A 22,734-nucleotide genomic window follows, 5' to 3' on the forward strand; every position below is an offset into this window, starting at 1 on the left:
GTGGTAAGTGATCTGGATGGTACTTTTCTGAATAATAGTGGCACTTTCGATGTCGACCATGTCTTTTGGAGATGGTAAAAATGATGTGGAACTTATGAGTATAGCAAAATATAGTTTTGCTATGAAAAACGCATGTGAGAACATTAAAAATGCAACCAGTTTTATCACTAAATCCAACGAAGAAAACGGTGACTTATTAACGATAAAAAAATGATGGATTTACAAAAGCAATAATGTTAATTATCGTTATTGATAAGACCCCAAATTGCATCATGAAAGGACTATACGTAGCATGAAAAATAAAATACTGGTTTTTGATATTGGCGGCTCTTTTATTAAATTTAGTTTGTATTTTCAAGGTGAGTTTATGTGTAAGGGGAAAGTTAAAACTCCATTGGACTCACTTGAGAATCTACTTGTAGCTTTGAAGCAAATTCATAATCAGTTTATAGATGAATGTGAAGGTATAGCTGTCAGCATGCCAGGTATTGTGGATTCAGCAAGCGGTCACATGGTGCATGGCGGTTCATTAAGATATATAAATGATATAAATATGATCGAAGTTTTTAAGAAAGCGTTTCATTTACCCGTAGCAATTGAAAATGATGGAAAATGCGCTGCTCTGGGAGAAGCATGGTGTGGTTCATTACAGGGAATCGCTGATGGTGTTGTTCTGGTCGTTGGAACCGGAATGGGCGGTGGAATCATCTCTCAAGGTAAATTGCTGAAAGGCCATCATTTATCGGCTGGGGAATTCTCCTTCATCAGAACTAACAATGAGTATGCAGACAATGTTGATTATTTGCTTGGTATGCAAGGGAGTAGTTCTGTATTATCTAAAACTGTTGCCAAAGCTAAAGGGCTTCCTGCAGATTCTATGACAGGTGAAAAAGTATTCAAGCTCATTGAAGAAGGTGATCACACGGTCCAAGCGATTTTTCAAGAATACTGTAGGAACATCGCAACACAAATTATTAATTTGCAAACGATTCTTGACCCTGAAAAGTTTGTAATTGGGGGAGGCATATCTGCAAATCCTTTACTGGTTATTACTATTAAAGAAGAACTAGAGAAACTTTATCTAGATTCGATCTTAAATTTTGTGCGTGCAGATATTGAGCAAAGTAAATTAGGCAATGAAGCGAATTTGCTAGGTGCTATATATAACTACAAACAAACCTATCATCTTGAATGATAACAAAAGTTATATTTCCATGTCTGATTTATCTTGTCCTGTCTAATAAGGAAGCATATAGTTTACATAATATATATTATGTTTTTAGTGTGGTGAAATCTGCAAGTGAATCACTCTTATCAAGTGTCCACTTGCAGATTCAAGTTTCACTGACAATATAAAATAGCTTATTTTTCAGTTGAGAATATACGCATGCGTCTATATTTCATTTTCCGGGGGAGATTCAATCATCAGTCCTTCGACATGCTTACGTCCCAGCAGTTTTCGTTTTTTGCGGTTTTCCTTGGTTTCTAAAACAATATCCAGATCATAGTCGTCAGGATACAATTCAGTAGCAGCGATGTGAAGGACGAGCCTCTTTTTGTTCATGGTTAGCTTCTGTCCTTGGATCAAAATCCCGACATTACCCCGTTCATCCTCGGTTTTGTATACAATTCCAGTTCGATCCAGATAGCCTACATAAACACTATCGCCAAGGGCAAAAGGCTTGGTTTTGAGAGGAATTTCTTGTTTACCCCGTTTTGTGACTGTCTGGTCTAAAGCTTCTTTTTTAGGGAAAGGCTTATTTGCATCATCAGACTTTTCATCATCTACAGAAGGGGGAATAACAAACGATTCCTGTGTATTCCGAGACGCTCTGCCTGCAGAAATGGCCTCAGAACGCTCGATAATACGTGTCCACATGCCCAGCTTCAAGGCAATTGCATATGCATAGCTTTCTCCGGCCTCTCCAATGCGAAGTCGGTACAAAGGTTGTAGCGTTTCGGTATCAAACTCCATACGAGCATTCTGAAATCCCGGTGTGTTTTCAGCAAAATGCTTGATTTCGCTAAAGTGCGTTGTAGCCACTACTGTCGCTCGGCGGCGATGGAATTCTTCTAGCAACGCGATAGAGAGGCCTACTCCTTCTCCTGGATCGGTGCCGGATGCCATTTCATCAATCAGAATCAGAGTAGAGTTTCCTGTTGTTTCTAAAATGCTAATCATGTTGCGGATGTGTGCAGAAAAGGTGCTCAAAGCATGTTCAATGCTTTGTCCATCCCCGATATCTACCACAATTTCCTCGAATACAGCCATTCGGCTACCATGCAAAACAGGTACCAGTAGCCCAGATTGCACCATTAGTGTTAATAGACCGACGCTTTTAAGGGCCATCGTTTTTCCGCCTGTGTTCGGTCCAGTGATGATGAGTGAGGAATATCCTTCACCAATTGAGAAATCAAGCGGCACCATGGTATTGGACATCAATGGGTGACGTGCACCTTGGATGTCTATAATCCCGTCAAGGTTAAGTTCGACAGGGACAGCATCCAGAGTCATGGCGTATTTGGCTTTTGCCAATAAAAAATCCAGTACACCTACAGTCTCTGTATTGATGCTTAGTTCCCGGTTGTATGACTCGGCCATTGCCGTCAGGTCTCCCAGCACTTTCATTTCTTCTTTAGATTCTTCTGCCATGTTTGCGCTCTGATCGAATTGCAGATTCGTGATTTCGGCAGGTTCAACGTAAACCGTCTGACCACTTCCCGATTCATCCAGTACATTGCCTTTCACTTGTTTACGGAATTCTTTTTTGATAGGAAGCACGTAACGGCCATTGCGCTGACTAATCATATTTTCCTGCATAATGGATCGGTGACGGCTTGTGAGAGAGTCAAGTTTTCTCTTGATGCGTTCTTCAGTAACCGCAATTTTTTTGCGAATTTTAGCTAGTTCTTTACTGGCGATATCCGTCACACGTCCCGAATGAATACATCTTTCGATTTCGGATAGAAGTGGCTCCATGCTATACATGGAAGATGCATAAGCGCTGACGGTTGGAGCAGCGTCCGCCTTGGAATGCATATATTTTATGAGTTGAATGCAGCTTCGAATGAATTGAGCCATATGAGAAAAATCACGCTCGCTGAACATATACCCGGTTCCGAGCAGTTGAAGAATGTGCTCCATTCCTTCCAACGAAGGAACAGGGACGCTTGCTCCGTGGCGAATGATCTGTAACGCTTCGTTGGTTTCGTCAAGACGAATCTTAATGGTACGGATATCAGTAATTGGGCACATAGAAGCAGCGTGATGCTTACCTAGGTAAGAAAAAGCACATTCGGAAACTCTTGTTTTAATTTGATCATATTCCAATCGCAGCATTGTAGTTTCGTTCATGAATAAATCTCTCCTTTAGTTGTGTAGTCAGGATTTTGGAAAACTTGCTATTAAAATAAAAAAGGGCGGAGAATGAACAAAACGTTCATTCTCCGCCCTTAAGGAAAGAGGGAATTTATCAACAAATAAGCCTGTAATACAGCTTTTGTAGTTCCGAGTTCCGTGTTTCCAATTCATTCACGCAACAGCTCTTTGCTAAGCTATTTGGATCGAATGGAAACGTTAAAAGGGAAGTTACAAAATCTGAAAACAAAAAACCGTGCTGAACACAGCACGGAATAAGGCCTGGATGAAGATAATCCCGAAGGCGATTTATGATATCCGCATGTTCTTAACTAATATCAGGATAACAACACAGCAAGAAACAAACCTGTCCCCGAAGGGTGCAAGCGCCTGGTGTTACTCCCTGAATATGCAATTGCTTAGTTAAGAACGTTCACCGACATCAAAATCTCTCCCTTAATTGAAGATATAACCATACTATACGATTGGACAGGCGTTGAAGTCAAGGCCGACTTCTTTAATTCGATACAATGAGGATCATAAGATTAACATAATGTATATTATGTATACCCAGTATCAATGTTTTTTAAATGAGAATGATGATCCTTATAATTGTAATCAAGAGCATGAAGAAAGAGAGTCATAATCTGTATGAAATCATGATACAAACATTAAGAAACCGCCCCCGGAGGATGCCATATCATATCTCCAGGGGCGGTTTCTTGTGCTGTTATTTAGAATCATCGGCTATGACAGCTTGTACAGGCTGCCTGTCACGAAGCAATGGTAACAACAGCATCGCTCCGACCAAAAATAAACCGGCGCTCACGGTATATACAGTGTTCAGGGAGGATTCGTGTTTGAGTGTTCCGCCGATACTCATACCGACGACCATCATCCCGGAGAACAGGGGAGAGAGGGCACCACCGACGCGGCCGATAAAAGCAGCTTCGGCATTTTTCATCATCATCGTGTTGATACCGATATGAATGCAAGGATAAAATAGGCCGCTGAAAACTTGTAGTGCCATAGTCAACACAATATTGTGCGACCATCCGACACCACAGGTTGTCAGTGTGCTGACCAAGAGTCCGGCTACCAGCAGCAATTGCGGCTGTACTTTTTTGGCAACCCCCATAATCAGGCCGCCTCCCACCAGCATAGCCGCTCCGTTCGCCATTAATGGCCATTGCAGGAATTCCTTGTTTTGTCCAAGGTTCTCGATGGCGACAAAAATCATTAATGGTTGAATAAGTCCAACCGCCAGTCCAATTACAGTAAATGTTCCCCCAAGCGTGCGAAGTGTGCGGTTATTCCATACATAACGTATTCCTTCTTTAAGCTCTTGAATGAAATGAGTGGGTTGATCATCTATCTCAAGTGCTTGTTCATCTTGGGGAATACGAGTCAAGACAAGTGCCGAAATGAGAAACAATATTCCGGTTATAGACATTGAAATGAAAATTCCAAAGTGTTGATAAATAAATGTACCGATAACAGGACCGATAACCATAAATAATGCCATGAGAGATTGAAAAAGGGCCATCACTCCCTGAAGCTGGTCTGGTGCTACATGCTGCTTAAATATCTTCATTGCAGACGGCTGAGAAAATTGAGATAGAATGGCCGAAAAGAAAGTAGACAGCAAAAGCATCTGCCATGACCCGTACCATAATGCCAACAAGACAATAAAAATAGAGGCCGCGGATAGCAAATCGCAACTAATCATAGTCCGTTTGGGCCGCCAACGGTCCGCAAATGTTCCTCCAATGATAGCGAACAGAAAAATAGGCATGAATTCAGCAACCGAAATGAGCGATACGTAGACGGGATCATTATGAGTCAAATCTGTTACATACAACAGTATGGCAAAGTTGCGCACCCAAATGCCCAAATTTAGCAGCGCATTGGAAGCGATAATGGTCCTTATATATGGATTTTTAAACAACAACAAACTCTCCTTTCCTGTTTTCAGGGCGCAAACCCTTTGAAAAACATTTTAAATAAACAAAATTTATTTTTGTCTAGATAATAATAGATAATATAATAAATTAACTATTGTTTAGTCAAATGTTTTTTGAAACCAAGAAGAAAGTAGAGCATGGAAAAAAAGAGGCCAATGATCCTTAAGGACGGGAATAGGACTCTGAATCCGATGTACCTTTTAAAATCATAGTGATATAATTACGCGTACATGCCTGAAAAGGAGCGAATGGAACATAAATGAACTTTCAAGTGGATTTTTTATCTTTTTTTGTAATTCAGGTAGATGGAAAAGAAGGACAGGGTGGTAAGTCCTATAAGCATTACGCTACAATGGACGACTACGATTATGACGAAAGCGATGTTAAAAAATTTCTGGACGGGGAATTTACTCGTATTAGCAAGCGGAAGGTTGAAAAAAATCCCAGCACAGAGCAGGCACCGACCAAAATCGGCCGCTTTATCGTCGAACCGGAGCATGAATTGAGCAGTAATCCGAATTTCAATATGTTCGCCCGACTGCGGGCAGCAGAGGATAAGGAAGATTTTAAAAATGCTTGTGACGATCTGGTGCGGATGTATCTGGATACGAGCGCAGTACGCGGCGGAGCGCTGATCATTGTACAGGCTACCTTGAATACACACTCGGATGATCCGTTTATTTTTGTGCTTAAATGTGATTTTGAACCTAAAATTGCCAGAATTACTGAAAGCAGTCTGGTGAGTGAGGTCGAAATGGCTATTTCTGCCCGTAATATGAAATCCATCATGTATCCTTACATGCTTGAGGAGGGGATGAACGATGAGTGGGAGCTTAAAATTCACCAGTCTTCGCATGCCCGGTATTTTGAAGATTTTTTGAAATTCGTGACCTATGAGCAATCCATGCCCGAAATTGTCAATGAGCATGTCATGGGCTTCGTTCAGAACTATGTAGAAACCAAATGGCCGGATGCATCTAATGAGGAAAGACAGCAGGAAGAGCGTGATCTGGAATTGTGGGCGGCTAGCGAAAAACGGGATTTGCAAGGGAAATGGGAACCCCTTCAGGTCGTAGAGGCTGCACAGCATATTGTCGAGCTGAAACCAGAAATTGAAGTTCGTTTTAAACTAGATGATACGGCCGTGCGTGGGCTACTGTCCGATTTTGGCGCCAAGCTGCACATCACGAAACTTCATGATAGATATGCACTTATTATTGAAGGCGATGCATTTACGTTTGAAAAGGGATTTTCACCGATTGAGTTGCTCCAACCTGAATCGTTTGAAACGGTGGCTGAGCGGCTAAAAGAGAAACGCCAGCATGAAAATGAGGATGGCGATACGCCACCTTGGTAATTCGAATGCAAAGCAAGACGACAAATTGAACTTTTACATTATAATGACTAAAAAACTGGCCTCTCAACGGATATTACCGCTGTGTAGGCCAGTTTTGTTTAGCTTTTATGTTCCTGATCTACATATGAACTTTGCTAATTTGATCTTTCAGCTTGTCCGCAGATTGAAGCAACCTGGCACGTTCCTCGTCATTGAGCGGAAGATCCAAAATTTCACGTACCCCATTGTGATCTACGATACTTGGAACACCTAAATATACGTCAGATACTCCGTTATAATCTTCCAGCAAGGTGGACACATTAAGTACCGACCCCTCGTCACCGAGAATGGCGGCTACGATTCGGTCGAGAGCCAGCCCTATAGCATAAGAAGTTGCGCCTTTAGCATCTATAATTTCATAGGCAGCATTCTTGGTATTTTCAAAAATTTCATTTTTCGTTTCTTCACCCAGTTCAAGCGGAGTTCCAGCTACGTTGGCTGTGCTCCATACAGGTAACTCGGAGTCACCGTGTTCTCCAATAATGTGGGCGTGGATGCTTCGTGGATCGATGCCTTTTTGCTTCCCGATCAGATAGCGGAAGCGTGCGCTGTCCAGCAACGTTCCTGATCCAATGACTCTGCTTGAAGGCCAACCACTGCGTTTCCAAGAGATGTAGGAGAGAATGTCCACTGGATTGGTTGCGATCAGCAAAATGCCATGTGTATTGACCTTGACGATATTATCAATAATACTTTCAAAAATTTCGGCATTACGCTTGAGAAGATCAATACGTGTTTCTCCCGGCTTTTGTGAAGCTCCCGCTGCAACAATGATGATATCTGCATTACGGCAGTCTTCATAATCACCCGCCCATACTTTGACACCGCCGAGAAAAGGAAGCCCATGATTCATATCGAGCATTTCCCCCTTCGCCTTTTTGACGTTGACATCAATAAAGACAAGTTCTTGCATGCGTTGGCGCAGCAGCAGGGTGTAGCCGGTTGTTGTGCCAACCGCTCCCATGCCGACAATAGCCACTCTACTTCGTTTGTAAGGTTTTAAGCTCATAAAATCCTCATCTCCTTCTCGGGTTGTATACCTTTTCATTTTGGGATATTACTTAAAAATTTATCTTTCCAACTCAGTGTACCCTATATACTAACCCACCGCAAAGAAATATGACATTTTTCCTTGACTTCAAAGGCGAGCTCGCTAATAATTAATCGAATGATAAGAACACGCACTAAAGCGTTGCAGCACCGATATTGACGCATGAAATTATGGAAAGAGGATTCGGCATATGGACTTATTTCGAAAAAAAACAGGACTGCTCCCGCATGAGGAAAGCGGATCTACAGGTCGCTTAAAGAGAACAATGGGTGCCTTTGATCTCACCATGCTAGGTGTAGGATGTATTATCGGTACCGGGATTTTTGTTATTACTGGCAAGGCAGCAGCAGAAAATGCAGGTCCTGGATTGATGCTCTCCTTTGTTATTGCAGGTATTGCCTGCGTACTAGCAGCCTTATGTTATGCGGAGCTATCATCTACAGTTCCCGCAGCTGGGAGCGCTTATGCGTATAGTTATATTGTATTTGGAGAAATTTTGGCCTGGGTACTGGGGTGGGACCTAATTCTGGAATATGGAGTGGCGGCCGCCTCTGTGAGTAGTGGATGGTCTGCTTACTTTCAAGGCTTGCTGGCTGGATTTGATGTACATTTACCGCTGGCTTTAACCGCAGCCTTCGATTCGACCAAGGGGACCATTATTGATCTACCAGCCGTGTGTATCATTATGCTCATCACATTGTTACTGAGTCTCGGAGCCAAGGAGACGGTCCGATTCAATTTAATAATGGTTTGTGTTAAAGTCGGAGTTGTATTGCTATTTATTGGGATCGGTATCTTTTATGTTAAGCCTGACAACTGGACACCATTTTTGCCTTATGGATTTTCTGGTGTTTTGAGTGCTGCGGCAATCGTATTTTTTGCTTATCTGGGTTTCGATGCCATCTCAACTGCAGCCGAAGAGGTTCGCAATCCGCAACGGAATATGCCCATCGGTATTATCTCTTCTCTAGCGATCTGCACAGTACTGTATATTGCGGTTTCAGTTGTGCTAACGGGAATGGTACCTTATACGCAGTTGGGGGTAAGTGATCCTGTTGCGTTTGCTCTCCGCTTTATTCATCAGGATTTCGTAGCCGGATTGATTTCAGTCGGTGCGATTGCGGGGATGACGACCGTTTTATTGGTGCTCTTGTATGGTCAAACGCGGTTAATTTTCTCCATGTCACGTGATGGCCTTTTACCCGTTTTTTTATCTAAAATAAATGCTAAAACTCAAACGCCAATTCGAAGCACTTGGCTGGTGGGCAGCATTATCGCATTGGCTAGTGGATTGTTCCCGTTACATGCACTGACCAATCTGACGAGTATTGGAACCCTATTCGCTTTTGCTGTGGTATCGGTAGGAGTTATCGTTCTGCGCAAGAAACGCCCTGATTTGAAAAGAGGCTTTACCGTGCCGTGGGTTCCGTTGCTCCCACTTTTAAGTGCTTTGGTTTGCATCGGTCTGATGCTTCAGCTTCATATTAGCACTTGGATTGGATTCATTGTGTGGCTCCTGCTTGGATTGTTGATCTATTTCTTCTATGGATACCACAAAAGTTTGTTGAACCGTAAATCTTAATAAATTCTAGTATAAAAAGAGCCGGCATCCTGCACTTTTGTGGAAGGTCCGGTTTTTTTTGACATTGCGCGAAAAGTGTCACATAGAGTCGTTTATGGTATAATTCTGTTTCAGATAAGCTTTTGGCACGTGATTACAGCATGCCATCGAGGGAGGATTTTATATGAAACTGCGCTGGCGTGCGCTCTTGGGGGGAGTACTGCTGCTGACGGGCATTCTACTGACTGCCTGTTCTGCTGAAGCCCCAGATACGTTAACTAAACCTCCGATTGAGGAACCTGATGACCAGGGTCAGACAATTACAATTAATCCACCAGTGACTCCAAAGGTGGGCGATCCCAACGCCAAATATGTAGTACAGACGCGAATAGCGGATTTTCATTTAATTGATAACAATAAAGGGTTAGTTTGGGGGGTTACCCATAATGAGCTCCGGCTTTATGATACTCATGATGGCGGAAAGACATGGAATAATATTTCCCCCTCCGAAAACGTCCAATTTCAAGACAAGCTTGAATATGGAAAGGACATCAGTTTCACTGATTCTCGTCACGGTTGGGTTGTCCGTCAAAATTTGGACAAAACAGCAACCGTCATTCTGAGAACAGCAGATGGAGGACAGAGCTGGGATGTTTCAGCGCTTCCAAGCGGGGACCATGTGAGCTCGATTCAATATGTAAATCCAACTACTGGCTGGATCATGGCATATGTAAATCTGAATGAGCAGGATCAACAAAAACTGTTGTATCACACCACTGACGGGGGAGCCACATGGAATAAAGTTGCGCAAAGTTCGGGTATGACATCCAACAAATCAGGCTCAGGTTTACCCGATCGGGGCAGCCTGGCGGGGATGAGCTTTTCTTCCAACAATCAGGGGTTTGTAGCGATCAATCTGGATAACAGTGTTAAGTTGTACAAGACTTTGAATCAAGGGAAAACCTGGACTCCGGTAGCTAACAGAATACAGGGCTGCCCTCAGGCCAAAGCAGAAGCCCAGCAGTCTCTGAAAGGGAGCAGTGCCTCGTACTGGATTCCGGTTCTTTGCTATGGGGATAAGGCCATAAAATATAACGGACTGTTTACAAACGATACAGGGACACAATGGAACGGTGTGCCTTTGGGTCTGAGTAGCAACATTAATTCTATTATCCCTGGCCGTACGTTTCTAAATGAAAAGGAAGGGTGGATCATAACCGAGACTGGAATGAGCCGTACAATGGATGGGGGGAAGACGTGGACAAGTCTCACAGGCAACAAAGTGCTACCTTTGAAGCTAAAAGACTACCCACGATCGGTTAAGCTCCGTTTCGCTTCTTCTTCGGTGGGTTGGCTTCTTTTGGAACGCCTTGATGACAAAAAGTCACTGCTGCTGAAAACGACGGACGGCGGTGCGAACTGGAGAATTTTATAATCGCTATAAAGGTGATTGCCCAGGGGTATTTTTCCCAGGGCGTTTTATTTTTAAAAAATTTAAATTTTATACGACTATATGTGAAAAAAATCACAAACTAACAAATAAGCCGCTGTTATACTAAACCTGTAAACAACGATAGGAGTGATAATCATGAGAGCGAATCAGGATCATATGTTAACCCAATACTACCTTCAATTTTGTTATACTTGCCAGGATGCCTATGGTTGCACGACTGAAGAGGACTGCAAGCAGTGTGCAGAGCGTTACGCTGAAGACGAAAATCATGAAGTTCTGGATGAAACACAACGTTATCTCCAGCTTGTACATGTGTAAATCGATGCATCATTCTGATATCGCCATATCTTGAGCCCTCCCGGATAATTCCGTGGGGGCTCTTGGCGTTCTTAAGGGTTGCTATCAAATTTGGGCAAGAACATACATATACTGTTATAGAAAGCTTAGGTCAGGTCAGGATGCCCGGTAGTTTCCCTGTGAAATGCCTGGCGGAGAGGAGTGCGGTGCATGGGTTTTGAGTCATTATGGATGTTCGATTGGCTGGGCACGGTACTGCCCGTATTTTTCGTTGTCGTGTTGGGTATTGTCGTGTTGTCTGCAGGCAGGGAAGTCATGGAATGGAGTCGGAATAAAAGGCAGCCTGTATTGACGGTCGGTTCCCGAATTACAGCCAGAAGGACACATCTCCAACAGAGGCGGCAGGAGGAACAAGGGACTCGTACCTATACTTTCTATTACGTAACCTTCGAGGTGGAAAGTGGCGACCGGATGGAGTTTAAGGTATCTGGGGAAGAATATGGTCAATGCGCTGAAGGGGATGAGGGACGGCTTACTTTTCAGGGTACAAGGTATATCGGGTTTCAGCGTCTTAATCGCTATAGCTTGGAACAGGTTAAAATGTAGAATTCAGTCTAGCTATTTTTTGGATTCATTACAGCCTTCTGCGAGATGCCAGGGTAGAGGGCTGTAGATGTTTCTTGTACAGCACATTTTGGTACATATATACTAGAACAGTGTAGTTCAGAGGAGGAATGATTTGTGTCATTTGAGGGACAAGTTGTTATTGTAACAGGAGCGGCGCACGGCATCGGGAGAGAGGTCGCTTTTGCCTACGCTACTCAGGGTGCCCATGTTGTATTTGCGGACCACAATGAGGAGGAGGGGGCCGCAGCCGCTGCAGCGGCCCGGAACGAGGGCTATCAGGCTATTTTTATTCCTTGTGATGTGCGGAAGGAAGAAGATATTGTAGCGCTAATCCGTGCCACGGAAGAAGAATACGGTACGATTCATACGCTAATTAACAACGCTGGCGTGTCCAAATGGAAATCTCCTTATGAGTTAACGATAGCAGAATGGGATGACATTCTGAATACAAACGTACGCAGCTGTTTTATTGCTACTAGGGAAGCGGCTAAGGTGATGAAACGAAACGCAGAAGGTGGCTCCGTGGTCAATATGACCTCTACACGAGCTTTCATGTCAGAGCCGGATACAGAAGCCTACGCGGCATCCAAAGGAGCCATTGTGGCCCTTACACACGCGATGGCCATATCGCTAGGAAAGGACCGGATTCAGGTCAATTGCATCAGTCCAGGGTGGATTGAAACCGGGGATTATGAGCAACTGCGTGCAGAAGACCATCAACAGCATCCGTCTGGGCGAGTAGGAACCCCTAAGGACATCGCACGGGCTTGTCTGTATTTGACACAACCCGGCAATGATTTTGTAACAGGCACGAATCTGGTAGTAGATGGTGGCATGACGCGTAAAATGATTTATGAGCCATAATAAAAGCCTGAATGAGTAGTCCCAGTCTTGGGGCTATTTTTTTATTTTTCTGGACTGTCACCCATTGGGCATTTGTACCATACGATAGGGTATGTGATGGAGAAGCGAGGAGGGGACGCGGTGGCTGTAATCAAGACCAACTCAGAAGATGTAAGGACCCTCGCCCGGCTGATGCGGGCTGAGGCTGAAGGTGAAGGCGAGATGGGTATGCTCATGGTTGGCAATGTCGGTGTGAACCGAATTTTATCCAATTGCCTAGATTTCCGGGGGATACGTCTTATGAATGACATGGTGTTTCAAAGCCCCGGAGGTTTTGAAGCCACTCAGAAGGGGTATTTTTATCAGAAAGCCCGTGATCGGGACATTCGACTTGCCCAGCGTGTAATCAATGGAGAAAAGCTACATCCGGCATCCAATGCATTATGGTTTTTTAGACCAGCAGGAAACTGTCCGGGCACTTGGTATGACCAGACCAATACCGGACGTTTTAAAGCCCACTGCTTTTTTAGCCCGTCTGTACAGGATTGTCCTAATGTATATTAGACACTTTACAGAATGGCTTGAAGAATTAAATTAAAACCATTTTAGGAGGAATTTACATGATTTCACAGCAAGCTTACCGTCCCGTATCTTATGCTTCCGGCAACGGATATCCCGAATGGCCAAGAGGGATGGCTCCAATGGGAACCATGCAGCCGCAGCCTATGACTGGCTTTCCACCTCAAGTAAGTAGTGGCAGCCCTATGACACCAACGGGTACTGTAGTGCAGGTTCAGACTCCGCAATACGAGCAATCATACATCGAAAATATTTTACGCTTGAACTTAGGCAAAACGGGAACCTTTTATATGACCTATGAAAATAACCGGGAATGGAATGCGAAAATATTCAAAGGCATTCTGGAAGCAGCAGGTCGGGATCACATTATTATTAGTGATCCGGCGACAGGCAAACGGACCATTCTACTGATGCTAAACCTGGACTATGCAACGTTTGATGAGCCATTGTTGTACCAATATCCCGGCGTCATCGGGAATCCGGGTGCATCCCCGGTTCGCTGATGCCTTCATATATATGAGTCTACATCCTCTGCCAGACGGCAGGGGATGTATTTTGTTTATAATCTTTCTCAAATATAGTAGCTTTCTTAGTGGTAAGCGGCGAAAACGAGAGCTTTATGACCTAAATGATAGGGGAGCTGTTTTTTCTGACATTGCTTGTGGTTTGACTGTATAGAGTATAGTTATATAATTAAATATAAGCTGATGAATGATCTAATCATTTATGCGGAATATGGCTTTAGAAGCCGGAGGGAGTGAATGTGTTGGGAAGTTGACGCTGCTTATGATGTGTTATCGTTCTGTCTATGATGAAACTATCCGAAGGAGGTGCGCCTGTCTGCTGTAATGACGGCTGATGGGGAGCATATTGAGTGACCCTTTACCGAGTATGTTTAACTTATTTATTGTTTTTGCATTAGTACTATTGAATGGTTTTTTTGTATCTGCGGAATTTGCCATGGTGAAGGTCAGAGGCAGCCGTATTGAAACATTGGTGGAAGCGGGCAATAAAAAGGCCGTGTACGCCGCCAATATGTTACACAACTTGGATGCTTATTTGTCTGCCTGCCAGTTGGGTATTACACTAGCATCGTTGGGACTAGGATGGATCGGAGAGCCGGCCATCGCACATTTGATCGAACCTGTATTTACAGCCGCTGGATTAGGAGCGGTATACGTGCACGGTACTGCCGTGGTTATTGCATTTATTGTTATTACGATTCTGCATATTGTGTTGGGTGAATTGGCGCCCAAAACGATAGCTATTCGTAAATCTGAGACCATTACGCTGTATTCAGCCATGCTGATGACTTGGTTTTACAAGTTGATGTATCCATTCATATGGGCGTTAAATGGAATGGCGAACAGCCTGCTGCGTTTATTCCGTCTGGAGCCGGTATCTGAAAATGACGATTCCGCGCATACCGGAGATGAAATACGCATTCTGATGAAAGAAAGCAATAAGAGCGGACTAATTGATAATACGGAATTGGCGCTTGTTGATAATATATTTGATTTTACCGACACGACCGCCAGGGAAATCATGATTCCGCGAACTGAGATGATCTGCTTATACAGTAATGAGTCCACAGAAGAAAATCTCGCGATTGCGACGGAAAGCATGAGAACCCGTTATCCAATCTGCGCCGAAGATAAGGACCATATTATCGGCTTTATCCATATTAAGGACCTTCTACGGGCGAACACACTGGATACCCGTACGATGATTCGACCGATTCTTGCTGTCCCGGAATCTACGCAAATTAGTGATCTGCTCAAACGCATGCAGCGTAGCAAGACGCAAATCGCAATTTTGATTGATGAATATGGCGGTACATCGGGTATGGTAACACTGGAAGATATTATGGAAGAAATCGTTGGTGAAATTCAGGATGAGTTCGATCAGGAACGTCCGAGTTGTGAGCAGATTAATGACGAGGAATTTTCCATTGACGGCATGTTATTAATTGATGAAGTGAACGATCGCTTTGGACTGGATCTTGATCATGAGGATTATGATACGGTAGGGGGCTGGCTATACTCACATGTCGAGGTTATTCCTCCACAGCCTGGCCAGACTGTAGTGTTTGAGGGATGTATGTTCACGGTAGAAGAAGTTGAAAACAAGCGGATTTCACGTATTCGGCTGATAAAACAGCCTATTATCTTGGAAGAAGCAGGAGTCTCATAACGGAATACGGAATAAATCTTGAGAGCGACCTTGAACGATGTGGGGTCGCTTTTTAATTTGCCTCCTTTACAGAAAGGACATGAATTGATATGATGTTCGTGTTATTGTCAACCTAAACATAATCTCTTGGGTTGACAATAAAAAAGGAACTTCCTCTACGTTGAAAATCTTATCCATTTACATGATCATTAAATTTTGGGAGGCAAGAAGTATGAATTTACTAAACGAGGTTATAGATTGGGGCTTGTTGGCTGAAAAAGCGATCCAAGGCAGCCGTATATCGCTGGAAGAAGGTATGGAGGTACTGGAAGCCGACGATGAGGAATTATTACCGATTATGCAAGCTGCATTTCAGGTGCGACATCACTTTTATGAAAAAAAAGTAAAGCTCAACATGATCATCAATGCCAAAAGTGGCCTGTGCCCGGAGGATTGCGGTTATTGCTCACAATCTATCGTATCCACGGCGCCTGTGAGCAAGTACAGTATGCTGGACAAGGAATCACTGTTGGCTGGAGCTAGGGAAGCAGTAGCGCGGAGAGCAGGGACGTATTGCATCGTAGCTTCCGGCAAAGGTCCAACAGATCGAGAGCTGGATCAGGTGATTGAGGCAGTACAAGAAATTAATCGCACGATGCCGCTCAAAATTTGCGCCTGCTTAGGGATTCTCAAGGGAGATCAGGCACGGCGGTTGGCAGAGGCTGGGGTACATCGATACAATCATAATTTAAATACAAGCAAGGCCAACTATCCTTCGATTACAACCACACATACATACGATCAACGCGTCGAAACTGTGAAAATGGCTCAATCTCACGGAATGTCTCCATGCTCTGGCGTTATTATCGGGATGGGGGAAACGAATGAGGAAATCGTACAAATGGCTTATGCCTTACGGGAGTTAGATGCTGACTCTATTCCGGTTAACTTTTTGAATCCAGTCCCTGGAACCCCGTTGGAAGGAGCAAAGCGAATATCACCTATCCAAGCTTTGAAGGTGCTGGCACTGTTCCGCTTCATCTGTCCATCCAAAGAAATACGCGTTGCAGGTGGAAGAGAGTTGAATTTACGCTCGTTACAACCGCTATGCCTGTATGCAGCGAATTCAATTTTTGTAGGAGATTATTTAACGACAGAAGGCCAAGAGGTCACATTTGATCATCAAATGATTGAAGATCTTGGTTTCGAAATTGAGATGTGTGCCCTTTCAACCGTATAATAGAAATTGTACAAACTTGGAAGGGAGAGTTAAACGATGAGCGAAAAAGTATTTATTAGTCCCGGTAAATATGTGCAAGGGAAAAATGTGATTGATAAAACAGGTGAGTATGTTAAGCCATTAGGTCATACTGCCTTGGTTATTGCGGACAAACTCGTTTGGGAGATTGCAGCCGACCGCGTAGTAAAAAGTCTGGAACAGGCTGATATTACGGCGGTTAAAATTGAGTTTCAAGGGGAAGCATCGAAAAATGAAGTCAACCGTATTGCGGATCAGGGACGAAGCGCCCAGGTCGATATTGTCATTGGTGTAGGTGGTGGTAAAACGCTGGATACGGCCAAAGCCGTTAATGAACTACTCGGTTCCTCAGTTGTGATTATTCCAACGACTGCTTCTACAGATGCCCCTACTAGTGCACTATCTGTTTTGTACACCGATGAGGGTGCATTTGATACGTATACCTTTTTCAGTAAAAATCCAAGCCTGATCCTGGTGGACACGAAAGTCATTTCTCAAGCGCCGCCCTTGTTCCTCTCCTCAGGCATTGCAGATGCCATGGCAACGTGGATTGAGGTCCGTGCGGTCATTGAAGCTCGCGCAACGACAATGGCTGGTGGTTTGCCAACCTTGGCGGCAGAAGCCATTGCGTCCAAGTGTGAGGAAGTTCTTTTCGATTACGGTCTGCAGGCTTATGAATCCGTGAAACGCAAAGTCGTCACACCTGCGCTTGAAGCCGTAGTCGAAGCCAATACGTTGCTAAGCGGTTTGGGCTTTGAAAGCGGCGGTTTGGCAGGCGCACATGCGATTCACAATGGTTTTACCGTTCTGGAAGGGGATATTCATCACCTGACACATGGTCAGAAGGTAGCTTTTGGCACCTTAGTCCAGCTTGCTTTGGAAAAAAGACCTTTGTCCGAGGTGGAGCGGTATATTGACTTTTATCTAAAACTCGATCTGCCTGTCACGCTCGAAGACATTAAGCTACAGGAAGCTTCCCGAGAGGATTTGTACAGGGTAGCCCAGGCTGCTACCAAAGAAGGCGAAACTGCTCACAATCTACCATTTGCTGTCACAGCGGATGATGTGCTTGATGCGATTTTAGCGGCTGACCAATATTCACTTGCCTACAAGGAAAAAATTGGACATAAAAGCTAACTTCATACGAAATAAAGTAGATTCAAAGGTCGCTGATCAGCGACCTTTTTTCCATTTTTTAACTTGAAACTTATGTTATAAAGGTGTATATCTTGGGCAGCATGTTTTACGTGAAATCATCTTTATCCATGCATCAAACCACCAATCGAAGAGTTGTAAATTGTCTTATTGTCTTTACATCATCAGCGTGATACAAATTGTTTTTGGAGTTGCAGCGAATTCTTGGTTAACACGTTGTAAAATAGATCTAACATAGCCTATAGGAAGAAGCAAGAAGGCTCTCACGCATAAAGCGGTGGGAGCCTTTTTTGCCGTGTTAGATCGCCCAATTTCCTTTACGGAAGATAGGTTCCTCAGTACCGTCCTCGGTAACGCCGTTAATGTCCATTTCAGCTGAACCGATCATAAAGTCGACGTGAGTCAGGCTGGAATTCAGGCCGTTGGCAGCCAACTGCTCTTGAGTCATATCCTTGCCGCCTTTAAGGTTAAATGCATAAGCATTACCGATGGCCAAGTGGTTAGAGGCATTTTCATCAAACAACGTATTATAAAATAAAATATTTTTATCAGAGATAGGTGACTTGTGAGGTACGAGAGCAACCTCCCCTAGATAGTGTGAACCTTCATCCATTTCTACGAGATGCTGAAGAGTTTCCAAACCGGTTTCTGCCTGTACATCGACAATACGTCCATTTTCAAAAGTCAATGAAAAGTTGTCGATGATATTTCCGCTGTAGCTAAGTGGCTTGGTGCTGCTGACCTTACCGTTCACTCCCGTTTTGAGCGGAGCTGTAAACACTTCCTCGGTAGGCATATTGGCTACAAAAGTATGTCCCTGTTGGTTGACGCTTTCGGCTGCTACCCACAGATGATCTTTTGCCAATTCGATGGTGAGGTCTGTGCCTGGAGCCAGATAATGCAGCTTTTTATAGCGTTTGGCATTTAAAATATCAGCTTTGCTGGAAAGGGTTTTCAAATGCTCTTTCCACGCCTCCACAGGGTTATCCAGATCCACACGCACGGTGCTGAAAATGGCATCCCACAGTTTATCCATTTGCTCTGAAGCTGGCAGATCAGGGAATACTTTGGCAGCCCACTCTGCTGAAGGATAAGCAATCAGAGACCAACTGAATTTGTCGGCCATTTGATACTCTCGATATTGACGTAATTCATGTGACCGCACACGCTGGGCAACAGTAATTCGGCTGGACGGAATTCCCTGAAGCAAATCCGGATTTTCTGCAATGACATGCAGTACAGCTGCGCCATTTTCGACCTCTTCAGTCATTTCGGCAGCGTACCATTTGGGAGCAATATTAAAAGTTTCATCAGGAGCTAGTTCATACTGTAATCGAGTAATAGTCTCATCACTCCATTTTACTGTAACCAACTTGGCTCCGGCAGTATACGCTGATTTGACGATAAGTCTCACGAGTTCGGCGGACAAAATTGGTGCATGAACGATGAGTGTCTGCCCAGGATGGACATTGGCGCCGACCCGAACGGCTAACTCGGCATATTTTTGCAATTTTTGTTGAAAATCTGACATGTAACTTTCCTCCATTTCACGAAAAGCCTTAAACAAGGCTTGGGTAACTTGCACAGTTTTTTTGCAAATTCCACACATAGCTTATATATTGTACAATGTAACGAAAAGGTTCACAAATCAGTTTTGGTACTATTTAGTGAAAATGAAAGGGCGGATAGATGAATGACAGAGCAAAATTCACCTCAGGAAGTGAAAGAAGTACATATTCAACAGGCACAAATGACAAAAGATGAGAATGGTGCTTATCTGGGCCAAGTGGTATTTAAAGTAGAGGGACAGAGTTCTGTATATGAAATCACATTCCACAGCAAAAGGGGAAAGGAGTGGGATTACAGTCTCCATTTTGCGGGAGAGCCACGGGTGGAGGAAGAGATGCTGCAAATGGATAGCTGGATTGAGGAGAACGATGATTTGTTCGACTATTTGCTAGATACGGCATGGAGCAAATTACCCGAGTAATGTAAACATGGTCTATTTTCGTGACAAGCGGATTATATTTAGCAGTGTCCGCATAATCTGCTGACATGGGGGAAGCCTAAAGGTCGATATTAACAAGAAATTCCATGTGAATAGGAGGGTGAAGCTTTGGCAAATCATCTGTTCACCGAAGGAATGACGGCAAATGAAGAGGCTGCTCCCGATCTCCTGAGCTTACGGACGCTGTTTGTAAATATGTGTTTTATTGGGGAGCCGGGAAGCCGTTCCTGGGTGCTGGTGGATACGGGGATGACAGGATTTACAGACTCGATTATACGCCTGGCAGAGGAACGGTTTACTGGCCCTCCGATCGCTATTGTGCTTACACATGGTCATTTTGATCATGTAGGTTCGGTTATTGAGTTGGTACAGCATTGGGGTACACCTGTTTATGCTCATCCTTTGGAATTACCTTATTTGACGGGAATGAAGGATTATCAAAAACCTGATCCTAGTGTAGGGGGAGGTTTAATGTCGGGCATTTCCTTCTTGTACCCCAATGATGCTATAGATCTCGATGATCGCATCACATCACTGCCCCAAGATGGCAGTGTCCCTGGTGCCCCTGGTTGGAAGTGGCTGCATACGCCAGGACATACACCTGGTCATGTATCGCTTTTTCATGAGCGAAGAAGGTTAATGGTGGCCGGTGACGCTTTTATTACGGTGAAACAGGAATCGGCACTGGCCGTTATTTTACAGGAAAAAGAAATACATGGGCCTCCTGCGTATTTTACAACAGATTGGCAAGCTGCGCAGCGTTCGGTGGAAATGCTGGCCGAGTTAAAGCCTGAGATTGCAGTCACAGGACATGGTCATTACATGCATGGTGCTGAGCTGACAGATCAGCTGGAGCGACTGGCGGGAGATTTTGAGCACATGGCTGTACCCAAACAGGGACGTTATGTGTAGTGATGTGTGAAGGACGATGCCTTGCGGGGCATCGTTTTTTGTGTGGACGTGGAATTTTTTTGCTCAGCATGGTATAGTCAAGCCAAAAGCTAAACGCTTTCATTAAACATCGTCATTTCATCAAGGAGGATTTTTTGATGACACAACAACATGCTGCAATTGGTGATCTTTATTATGGAATACCGGCGATTCGTCTTAAATTTGGACGATATGAAGCAGTTGCCCTGCCGGGAAACGGCGCAAATCTGATTTCTTTTCGTGACAATGAAACGGGATATTCTTTTTTGCGTGAGCCAGATGCTGAGAGCATAGAGGCTTTTAAGCAAAGCCCGTCCGTTTACGGAATTCCTTTCCTGTTCCCTCCGAATCGGTATGAGGATGGAAAATTCCTGTGGAATGGTGTTACATATGAGCTGCCGATAAATGAAGAGGCGACCCACAACCATCTGCACGGCTTTTTACACACTGTGCGGTGGGAGGTTGAGGACTACGGTTCCGGGGAGCAAGGTAGCTATGTGGTAATGAATCAGCATGTAAGGGAAGGACATCCGATGTTCCGCTATTTACCCTTCACTTTTAGCATGAAGTTAACCTACAGCCTGGACGAATTTGGCCTGCATCAGCGTTATGTGATCCATAACGAGGGCGATCAACCGATCCCCAACTTATTTGCCTTTCACACAGCGATTCGCGTTCCGTTCGTACCCGATAGCTCGCCTGAGGATTACAAGATTAAGGTCACAATCGGTGAGCGTCGTGAGCTGACGGAACGGTTGTTGGCCACAGGTCAGTTCCAGCCTTTATCTCCGGAAGAGGAACTGCTGAAGACGACGGGAGTTAGTCCTTATTTTGCCTCTATGGATAATCATTACACGGCAGCTCCGCAAAATGGACGCAACTACATGGAACTGACACACAGTAAGACAGGTGCTACCCTCGTATACGATGTAGGCACAGCTTATAAGCATTGGATGATCTGGAATAACAAAGCGAACAAGGAATTCATCTGTCCTGAGCCGCAAATGAACATGATCAATGCACCGAATCGTCCGGACCTGCCAGCAGAGGAGATCGGATTGATTGCACTGGCTCCAGGCCATATTTTTGAAGCAACCAGCCGTTTGTATTGTATTACACCTAATAAATCGAAATCCTAACATTTAAATTTATCCTTATAGGCCTGTATCGTGTCCAACGGTGCAGGCTTTATTTGGGTATATAAGCATAGGTAAGGACCAATGGGGAAGGAGGACGAAAAAGGTTGCAGAATGACAAGCAGTCGTAGTATGATACGAAACAGGAGATGATCAGATGAATTTTCCTTTTCAAGCCGTCAAACGCAAGCAAATCGCCGATGAAGTGGCTGAACAGCTGCAACGAAAAATTGCTGCTGGTGAATGGAATGTGGGCACTAAGATTCCAACCGAGCCTGAGCTCATGAAGCTATTCGGAGTCGGGCGATCTACAGTACGTGAAGCGGTTAGCGTTCTGGTGCATGCCGGTCTATTAGAGAAAAAGCAAGGACACGGAACTTTTGTCTGCCAACCGACGACTTCTCAAGAGCCATTGGATTACCGTCTAAGCCGTGCTGAAATTATTGAGGTTTATGAAGTGCGGAGTGTGTTGGAACTAGAGATTGCCAGATTGGCTGCATTACGTCGTAATGACGAGGATTTACGCTTAATGCGTGCGGCGTTGGACCGTCGTGCTGCAACTTTGGCCGCTGGAGATTTGACTGGATACCTAGATGCGGATATCACTTTTCACTTGGCTGTTGCCGGAGCTACACGCAATAAGGTGCTTACAGACGTATATGGCAGCTTTGTAGAGGCCATTCGCAAGGCATTGAACAATCTCATTACCGATCCAGCGATGCAAAATCATTTTACTCTGCAGCATGAAAAAATATATGAAGCAATCCGGGATCAGGATGGCAAGGCTGCCGAACTTTATAGCATTCAACATTTGGACGGCACCAAGCTGGAGCTGCAAAAGCATATGGGAAGTTCATAATTTTTTTATCCTTAAACATCAGATGATCAGATGAATATGATGATCTTTTGAGCCTTTTACTTGAGCATCTCCTAAAATCAAACCAAA

At 44.2% G+C, this 22,734-nt stretch carries 21 protein-coding genes; 17 read left to right on the plus strand and 4 right to left on the minus strand.

The window, feature by feature from the left end:
• Positions 1–94: 94 nt before the first annotated feature.
• Positions 95–214 (plus strand): HAD hydrolase family protein, encoded by a 120-nt coding sequence (locus tag ACUYLD_RS09155; RefSeq protein ID WP_446674929.1) that lies wholly within the window; start codon positions 95–97, stop codon positions 212–214.
• Positions 215–292: 78 nt separating this feature from the next.
• Positions 293–1,195, plus strand: coding sequence for an ROK family protein (locus ACUYLD_RS09160; RefSeq protein ID WP_254325541.1), 903 nt, complete (start codon positions 293–295; stop codon positions 1,193–1,195).
• Between the two features lie 198 nt (positions 1,196–1,393).
• Here the strand turns inward: ACUYLD_RS09160 and ACUYLD_RS09165 are convergent, their stop codons facing one another.
• Both ACUYLD_RS09165 and ACUYLD_RS09170 read right to left on the minus strand, forming a co-directional pair.
• Positions 1,394–3,355: an endonuclease MutS2 gene (locus tag ACUYLD_RS09165; RefSeq protein ID WP_446674844.1), complete on the minus strand. Its 1,962-nt coding sequence runs from the start codon at positions 3,353–3,355 to the stop codon at positions 1,394–1,396.
• Between the two features lie 733 nt (positions 3,356–4,088).
• Positions 4,089–5,306: an MFS transporter gene (locus tag ACUYLD_RS09170; RefSeq protein ID WP_254349609.1), complete on the minus strand. Its 1,218-nt coding sequence runs from the start codon at positions 5,304–5,306 to the stop codon at positions 4,089–4,091.
• A 275-nt stretch (positions 5,307–5,581) separates the two neighbouring features.
• Here ACUYLD_RS09170 and ACUYLD_RS09175 point away from each other — a divergent pair, with 275 nt between their 5' ends.
• Positions 5,582–6,679: a DUF3900 domain-containing protein gene (locus ACUYLD_RS09175; protein ID WP_069289650.1), complete on the plus strand. Its 1,098-nt coding sequence runs from the start codon at positions 5,582–5,584 to the stop codon at positions 6,677–6,679.
• 118 nt (positions 6,680–6,797) lie between these two features.
• Here ACUYLD_RS09175 and ACUYLD_RS09180 read toward each other — a convergent pair whose 3' ends face one another.
• On the minus strand, positions 6,798–7,727 hold the full coding sequence (locus ACUYLD_RS09180; protein ID WP_029517496.1) for an L-lactate dehydrogenase: 930 nt from the start codon (positions 7,725–7,727) through the stop codon (positions 6,798–6,800).
• A gap of 232 nt (positions 7,728–7,959) precedes the next feature.
• On the opposite strand from ACUYLD_RS09180, the gene ACUYLD_RS09185 reads away from it, so the two are divergent.
• The 10 genes from ACUYLD_RS09185 (at position 7,960) to ACUYLD_RS09230 (ending at position 17,696) form a co-directional block, all read left to right on the plus strand.
• Entirely contained in the window at positions 7,960–9,351 is a 1,392-nt protein-coding gene (locus ACUYLD_RS09185; protein WP_076295092.1) for an amino acid permease, read from the plus strand.
• A 163-nt stretch (positions 9,352–9,514) separates the two neighbouring features.
• Entirely contained in the window at positions 9,515–10,765 is a 1,251-nt protein-coding gene (locus ACUYLD_RS09190; protein WP_209942436.1) for a WD40/YVTN/BNR-like repeat-containing protein, read from the plus strand.
• A gap of 153 nt (positions 10,766–10,918) precedes the next feature.
• Positions 10,919–11,101, plus strand: coding sequence for a hypothetical protein (locus tag ACUYLD_RS09195; protein WP_061828281.1), 183 nt, complete (start codon positions 10,919–10,921; stop codon positions 11,099–11,101).
• A gap of 189 nt (positions 11,102–11,290) precedes the next feature.
• Complete coding sequence (locus ACUYLD_RS09200; RefSeq protein ID WP_013371386.1) at positions 11,291–11,686, plus strand: DUF2500 domain-containing protein; 396 nt, start codon at positions 11,291–11,293, stop codon at positions 11,684–11,686.
• A 135-nt stretch (positions 11,687–11,821) separates the two neighbouring features.
• Complete coding sequence (locus tag ACUYLD_RS09205; RefSeq protein WP_446674845.1) at positions 11,822–12,571, plus strand: SDR family NAD(P)-dependent oxidoreductase; 750 nt, start codon at positions 11,822–11,824, stop codon at positions 12,569–12,571.
• Between the two features lie 120 nt (positions 12,572–12,691).
• A complete protein-coding gene (locus ACUYLD_RS09210; protein ID WP_061828283.1) occupies positions 12,692–13,114 on the plus strand; it encodes a cell wall hydrolase in 423 nt (140 codons plus the stop codon).
• 56 nt (positions 13,115–13,170) lie between these two features.
• Positions 13,171–13,632, plus strand: a complete 462-nt coding sequence (gerQ, locus tag ACUYLD_RS09215; protein WP_235309726.1) for a spore coat protein GerQ — start codon at positions 13,171–13,173, stop codon at positions 13,630–13,632.
• A 388-nt stretch (positions 13,633–14,020) separates the two neighbouring features.
• The gene (locus ACUYLD_RS09220; protein WP_254325702.1) at positions 14,021–15,322 is read left to right on the plus strand and encodes a hemolysin family protein; all 1,302 of its coding nucleotides are present in this window, start codon (positions 14,021–14,023) and stop codon (positions 15,320–15,322) included.
• A 211-nt stretch (positions 15,323–15,533) separates the two neighbouring features.
• Positions 15,534–16,541, plus strand: coding sequence for a biotin synthase BioB (gene bioB, locus ACUYLD_RS09225; protein ID WP_061828285.1), 1,008 nt, complete (start codon positions 15,534–15,536; stop codon positions 16,539–16,541).
• 36 nt (positions 16,542–16,577) lie between these two features.
• Positions 16,578–17,696, plus strand: a complete 1,119-nt coding sequence (locus ACUYLD_RS09230) for a glycerol dehydrogenase (RefSeq protein ID WP_446674846.1) — start codon at positions 16,578–16,580, stop codon at positions 17,694–17,696.
• A gap of 316 nt (positions 17,697–18,012) precedes the next feature.
• Here the strand turns inward: ACUYLD_RS09230 and ACUYLD_RS09235 are convergent, their stop codons facing one another.
• Positions 18,013–19,245, minus strand: coding sequence for an aminopeptidase (locus ACUYLD_RS09235; RefSeq protein WP_446674847.1), 1,233 nt, complete (start codon positions 19,243–19,245; stop codon positions 18,013–18,015).
• A gap of 162 nt (positions 19,246–19,407) precedes the next feature.
• Here ACUYLD_RS09235 and ACUYLD_RS09240 point away from each other — a divergent pair, with 162 nt between their 5' ends.
• From ACUYLD_RS09240 to ACUYLD_RS09255, 4 genes are all read left to right on the plus strand, one after another.
• Positions 19,408–19,704: a hypothetical protein gene (locus tag ACUYLD_RS09240; protein WP_061828288.1), complete on the plus strand. Its 297-nt coding sequence runs from the start codon at positions 19,408–19,410 to the stop codon at positions 19,702–19,704.
• Positions 19,705–19,830: 126 nt separating this feature from the next.
• The gene (locus tag ACUYLD_RS09245; RefSeq protein WP_446674848.1) at positions 19,831–20,634 is read left to right on the plus strand and encodes an MBL fold metallo-hydrolase; all 804 of its coding nucleotides are present in this window, start codon (positions 19,831–19,833) and stop codon (positions 20,632–20,634) included.
• Between the two features lie 137 nt (positions 20,635–20,771).
• On the plus strand, positions 20,772–21,791 hold the full coding sequence (locus tag ACUYLD_RS09250; protein WP_061828290.1) for an aldose 1-epimerase: 1,020 nt from the start codon (positions 20,772–20,774) through the stop codon (positions 21,789–21,791).
• 154 nt (positions 21,792–21,945) lie between these two features.
• Positions 21,946–22,647: a FadR/GntR family transcriptional regulator gene (locus ACUYLD_RS09255; RefSeq protein WP_061828291.1), complete on the plus strand. Its 702-nt coding sequence runs from the start codon at positions 21,946–21,948 to the stop codon at positions 22,645–22,647.
• The last annotated feature ends 87 nt before the right edge of the window (positions 22,648–22,734 follow it).

It is taken from the genome of Paenibacillus sp. SER-28 (assembly GCF_052906305.1).

What these genes read in the sequence shown, in the direction of transcription:
- ACUYLD_RS09155 (WP_446674929.1), top strand. Translation starts at nt 95, where the DNA reads ATGAGTATAGCAAAATATAGTTTTGCTATGAAAAACGCATGTGAGAAC.
- ACUYLD_RS09160 (WP_254325541.1), top strand. Translation starts at nt 293, where the DNA reads ATGAAAAATAAAATACTGGTTTTTGATATTGGCGGCTCTTTTATTAAA.
- ACUYLD_RS09165 (WP_446674844.1), bottom strand. Translation starts at nt 3,355, where the DNA reads ATGAACGAAACTACAATGCTGCGATTGGAATATGATCAAATTAAAACA.
- ACUYLD_RS09175 (WP_069289650.1), top strand. Translation starts at nt 5,582, where the DNA reads ATGAACTTTCAAGTGGATTTTTTATCTTTTTTTGTAATTCAGGTAGAT.
- ACUYLD_RS09180 (WP_029517496.1), bottom strand. Translation starts at nt 7,727, where the DNA reads ATGAGCTTAAAACCTTACAAACGAAGTAGAGTGGCTATTGTCGGCATG.
- ACUYLD_RS09185 (WP_076295092.1), top strand. Translation starts at nt 7,960, where the DNA reads ATGGACTTATTTCGAAAAAAAACAGGACTGCTCCCGCATGAGGAAAGC.
- ACUYLD_RS09190 (WP_209942436.1), top strand. Translation starts at nt 9,515, where the DNA reads ATGAAACTGCGCTGGCGTGCGCTCTTGGGGGGAGTACTGCTGCTGACG.
- ACUYLD_RS09195 (WP_061828281.1), top strand. Translation starts at nt 10,919, where the DNA reads ATGAGAGCGAATCAGGATCATATGTTAACCCAATACTACCTTCAATTT.
- ACUYLD_RS09200 (WP_013371386.1), top strand. Translation starts at nt 11,291, where the DNA reads ATGGGTTTTGAGTCATTATGGATGTTCGATTGGCTGGGCACGGTACTG.
- gerQ (WP_235309726.1), top strand. Translation starts at nt 13,171, where the DNA reads ATGATTTCACAGCAAGCTTACCGTCCCGTATCTTATGCTTCCGGCAAC.
- ACUYLD_RS09220 (WP_254325702.1), top strand. Translation starts at nt 14,021, where the DNA reads ATGTTTAACTTATTTATTGTTTTTGCATTAGTACTATTGAATGGTTTT.
- bioB (WP_061828285.1), top strand. Translation starts at nt 15,534, where the DNA reads ATGAATTTACTAAACGAGGTTATAGATTGGGGCTTGTTGGCTGAAAAA.
- ACUYLD_RS09230 (WP_446674846.1), top strand. Translation starts at nt 16,578, where the DNA reads ATGAGCGAAAAAGTATTTATTAGTCCCGGTAAATATGTGCAAGGGAAA.
- ACUYLD_RS09235 (WP_446674847.1), bottom strand. Translation starts at nt 19,245, where the DNA reads ATGTCAGATTTTCAACAAAAATTGCAAAAATATGCCGAGTTAGCCGTT.
- ACUYLD_RS09240 (WP_061828288.1), top strand. Translation starts at nt 19,408, where the DNA reads ATGACAGAGCAAAATTCACCTCAGGAAGTGAAAGAAGTACATATTCAA.
- ACUYLD_RS09250 (WP_061828290.1), top strand. Translation starts at nt 20,772, where the DNA reads ATGACACAACAACATGCTGCAATTGGTGATCTTTATTATGGAATACCG.
- ACUYLD_RS09255 (WP_061828291.1), top strand. Translation starts at nt 21,946, where the DNA reads ATGAATTTTCCTTTTCAAGCCGTCAAACGCAAGCAAATCGCCGATGAA.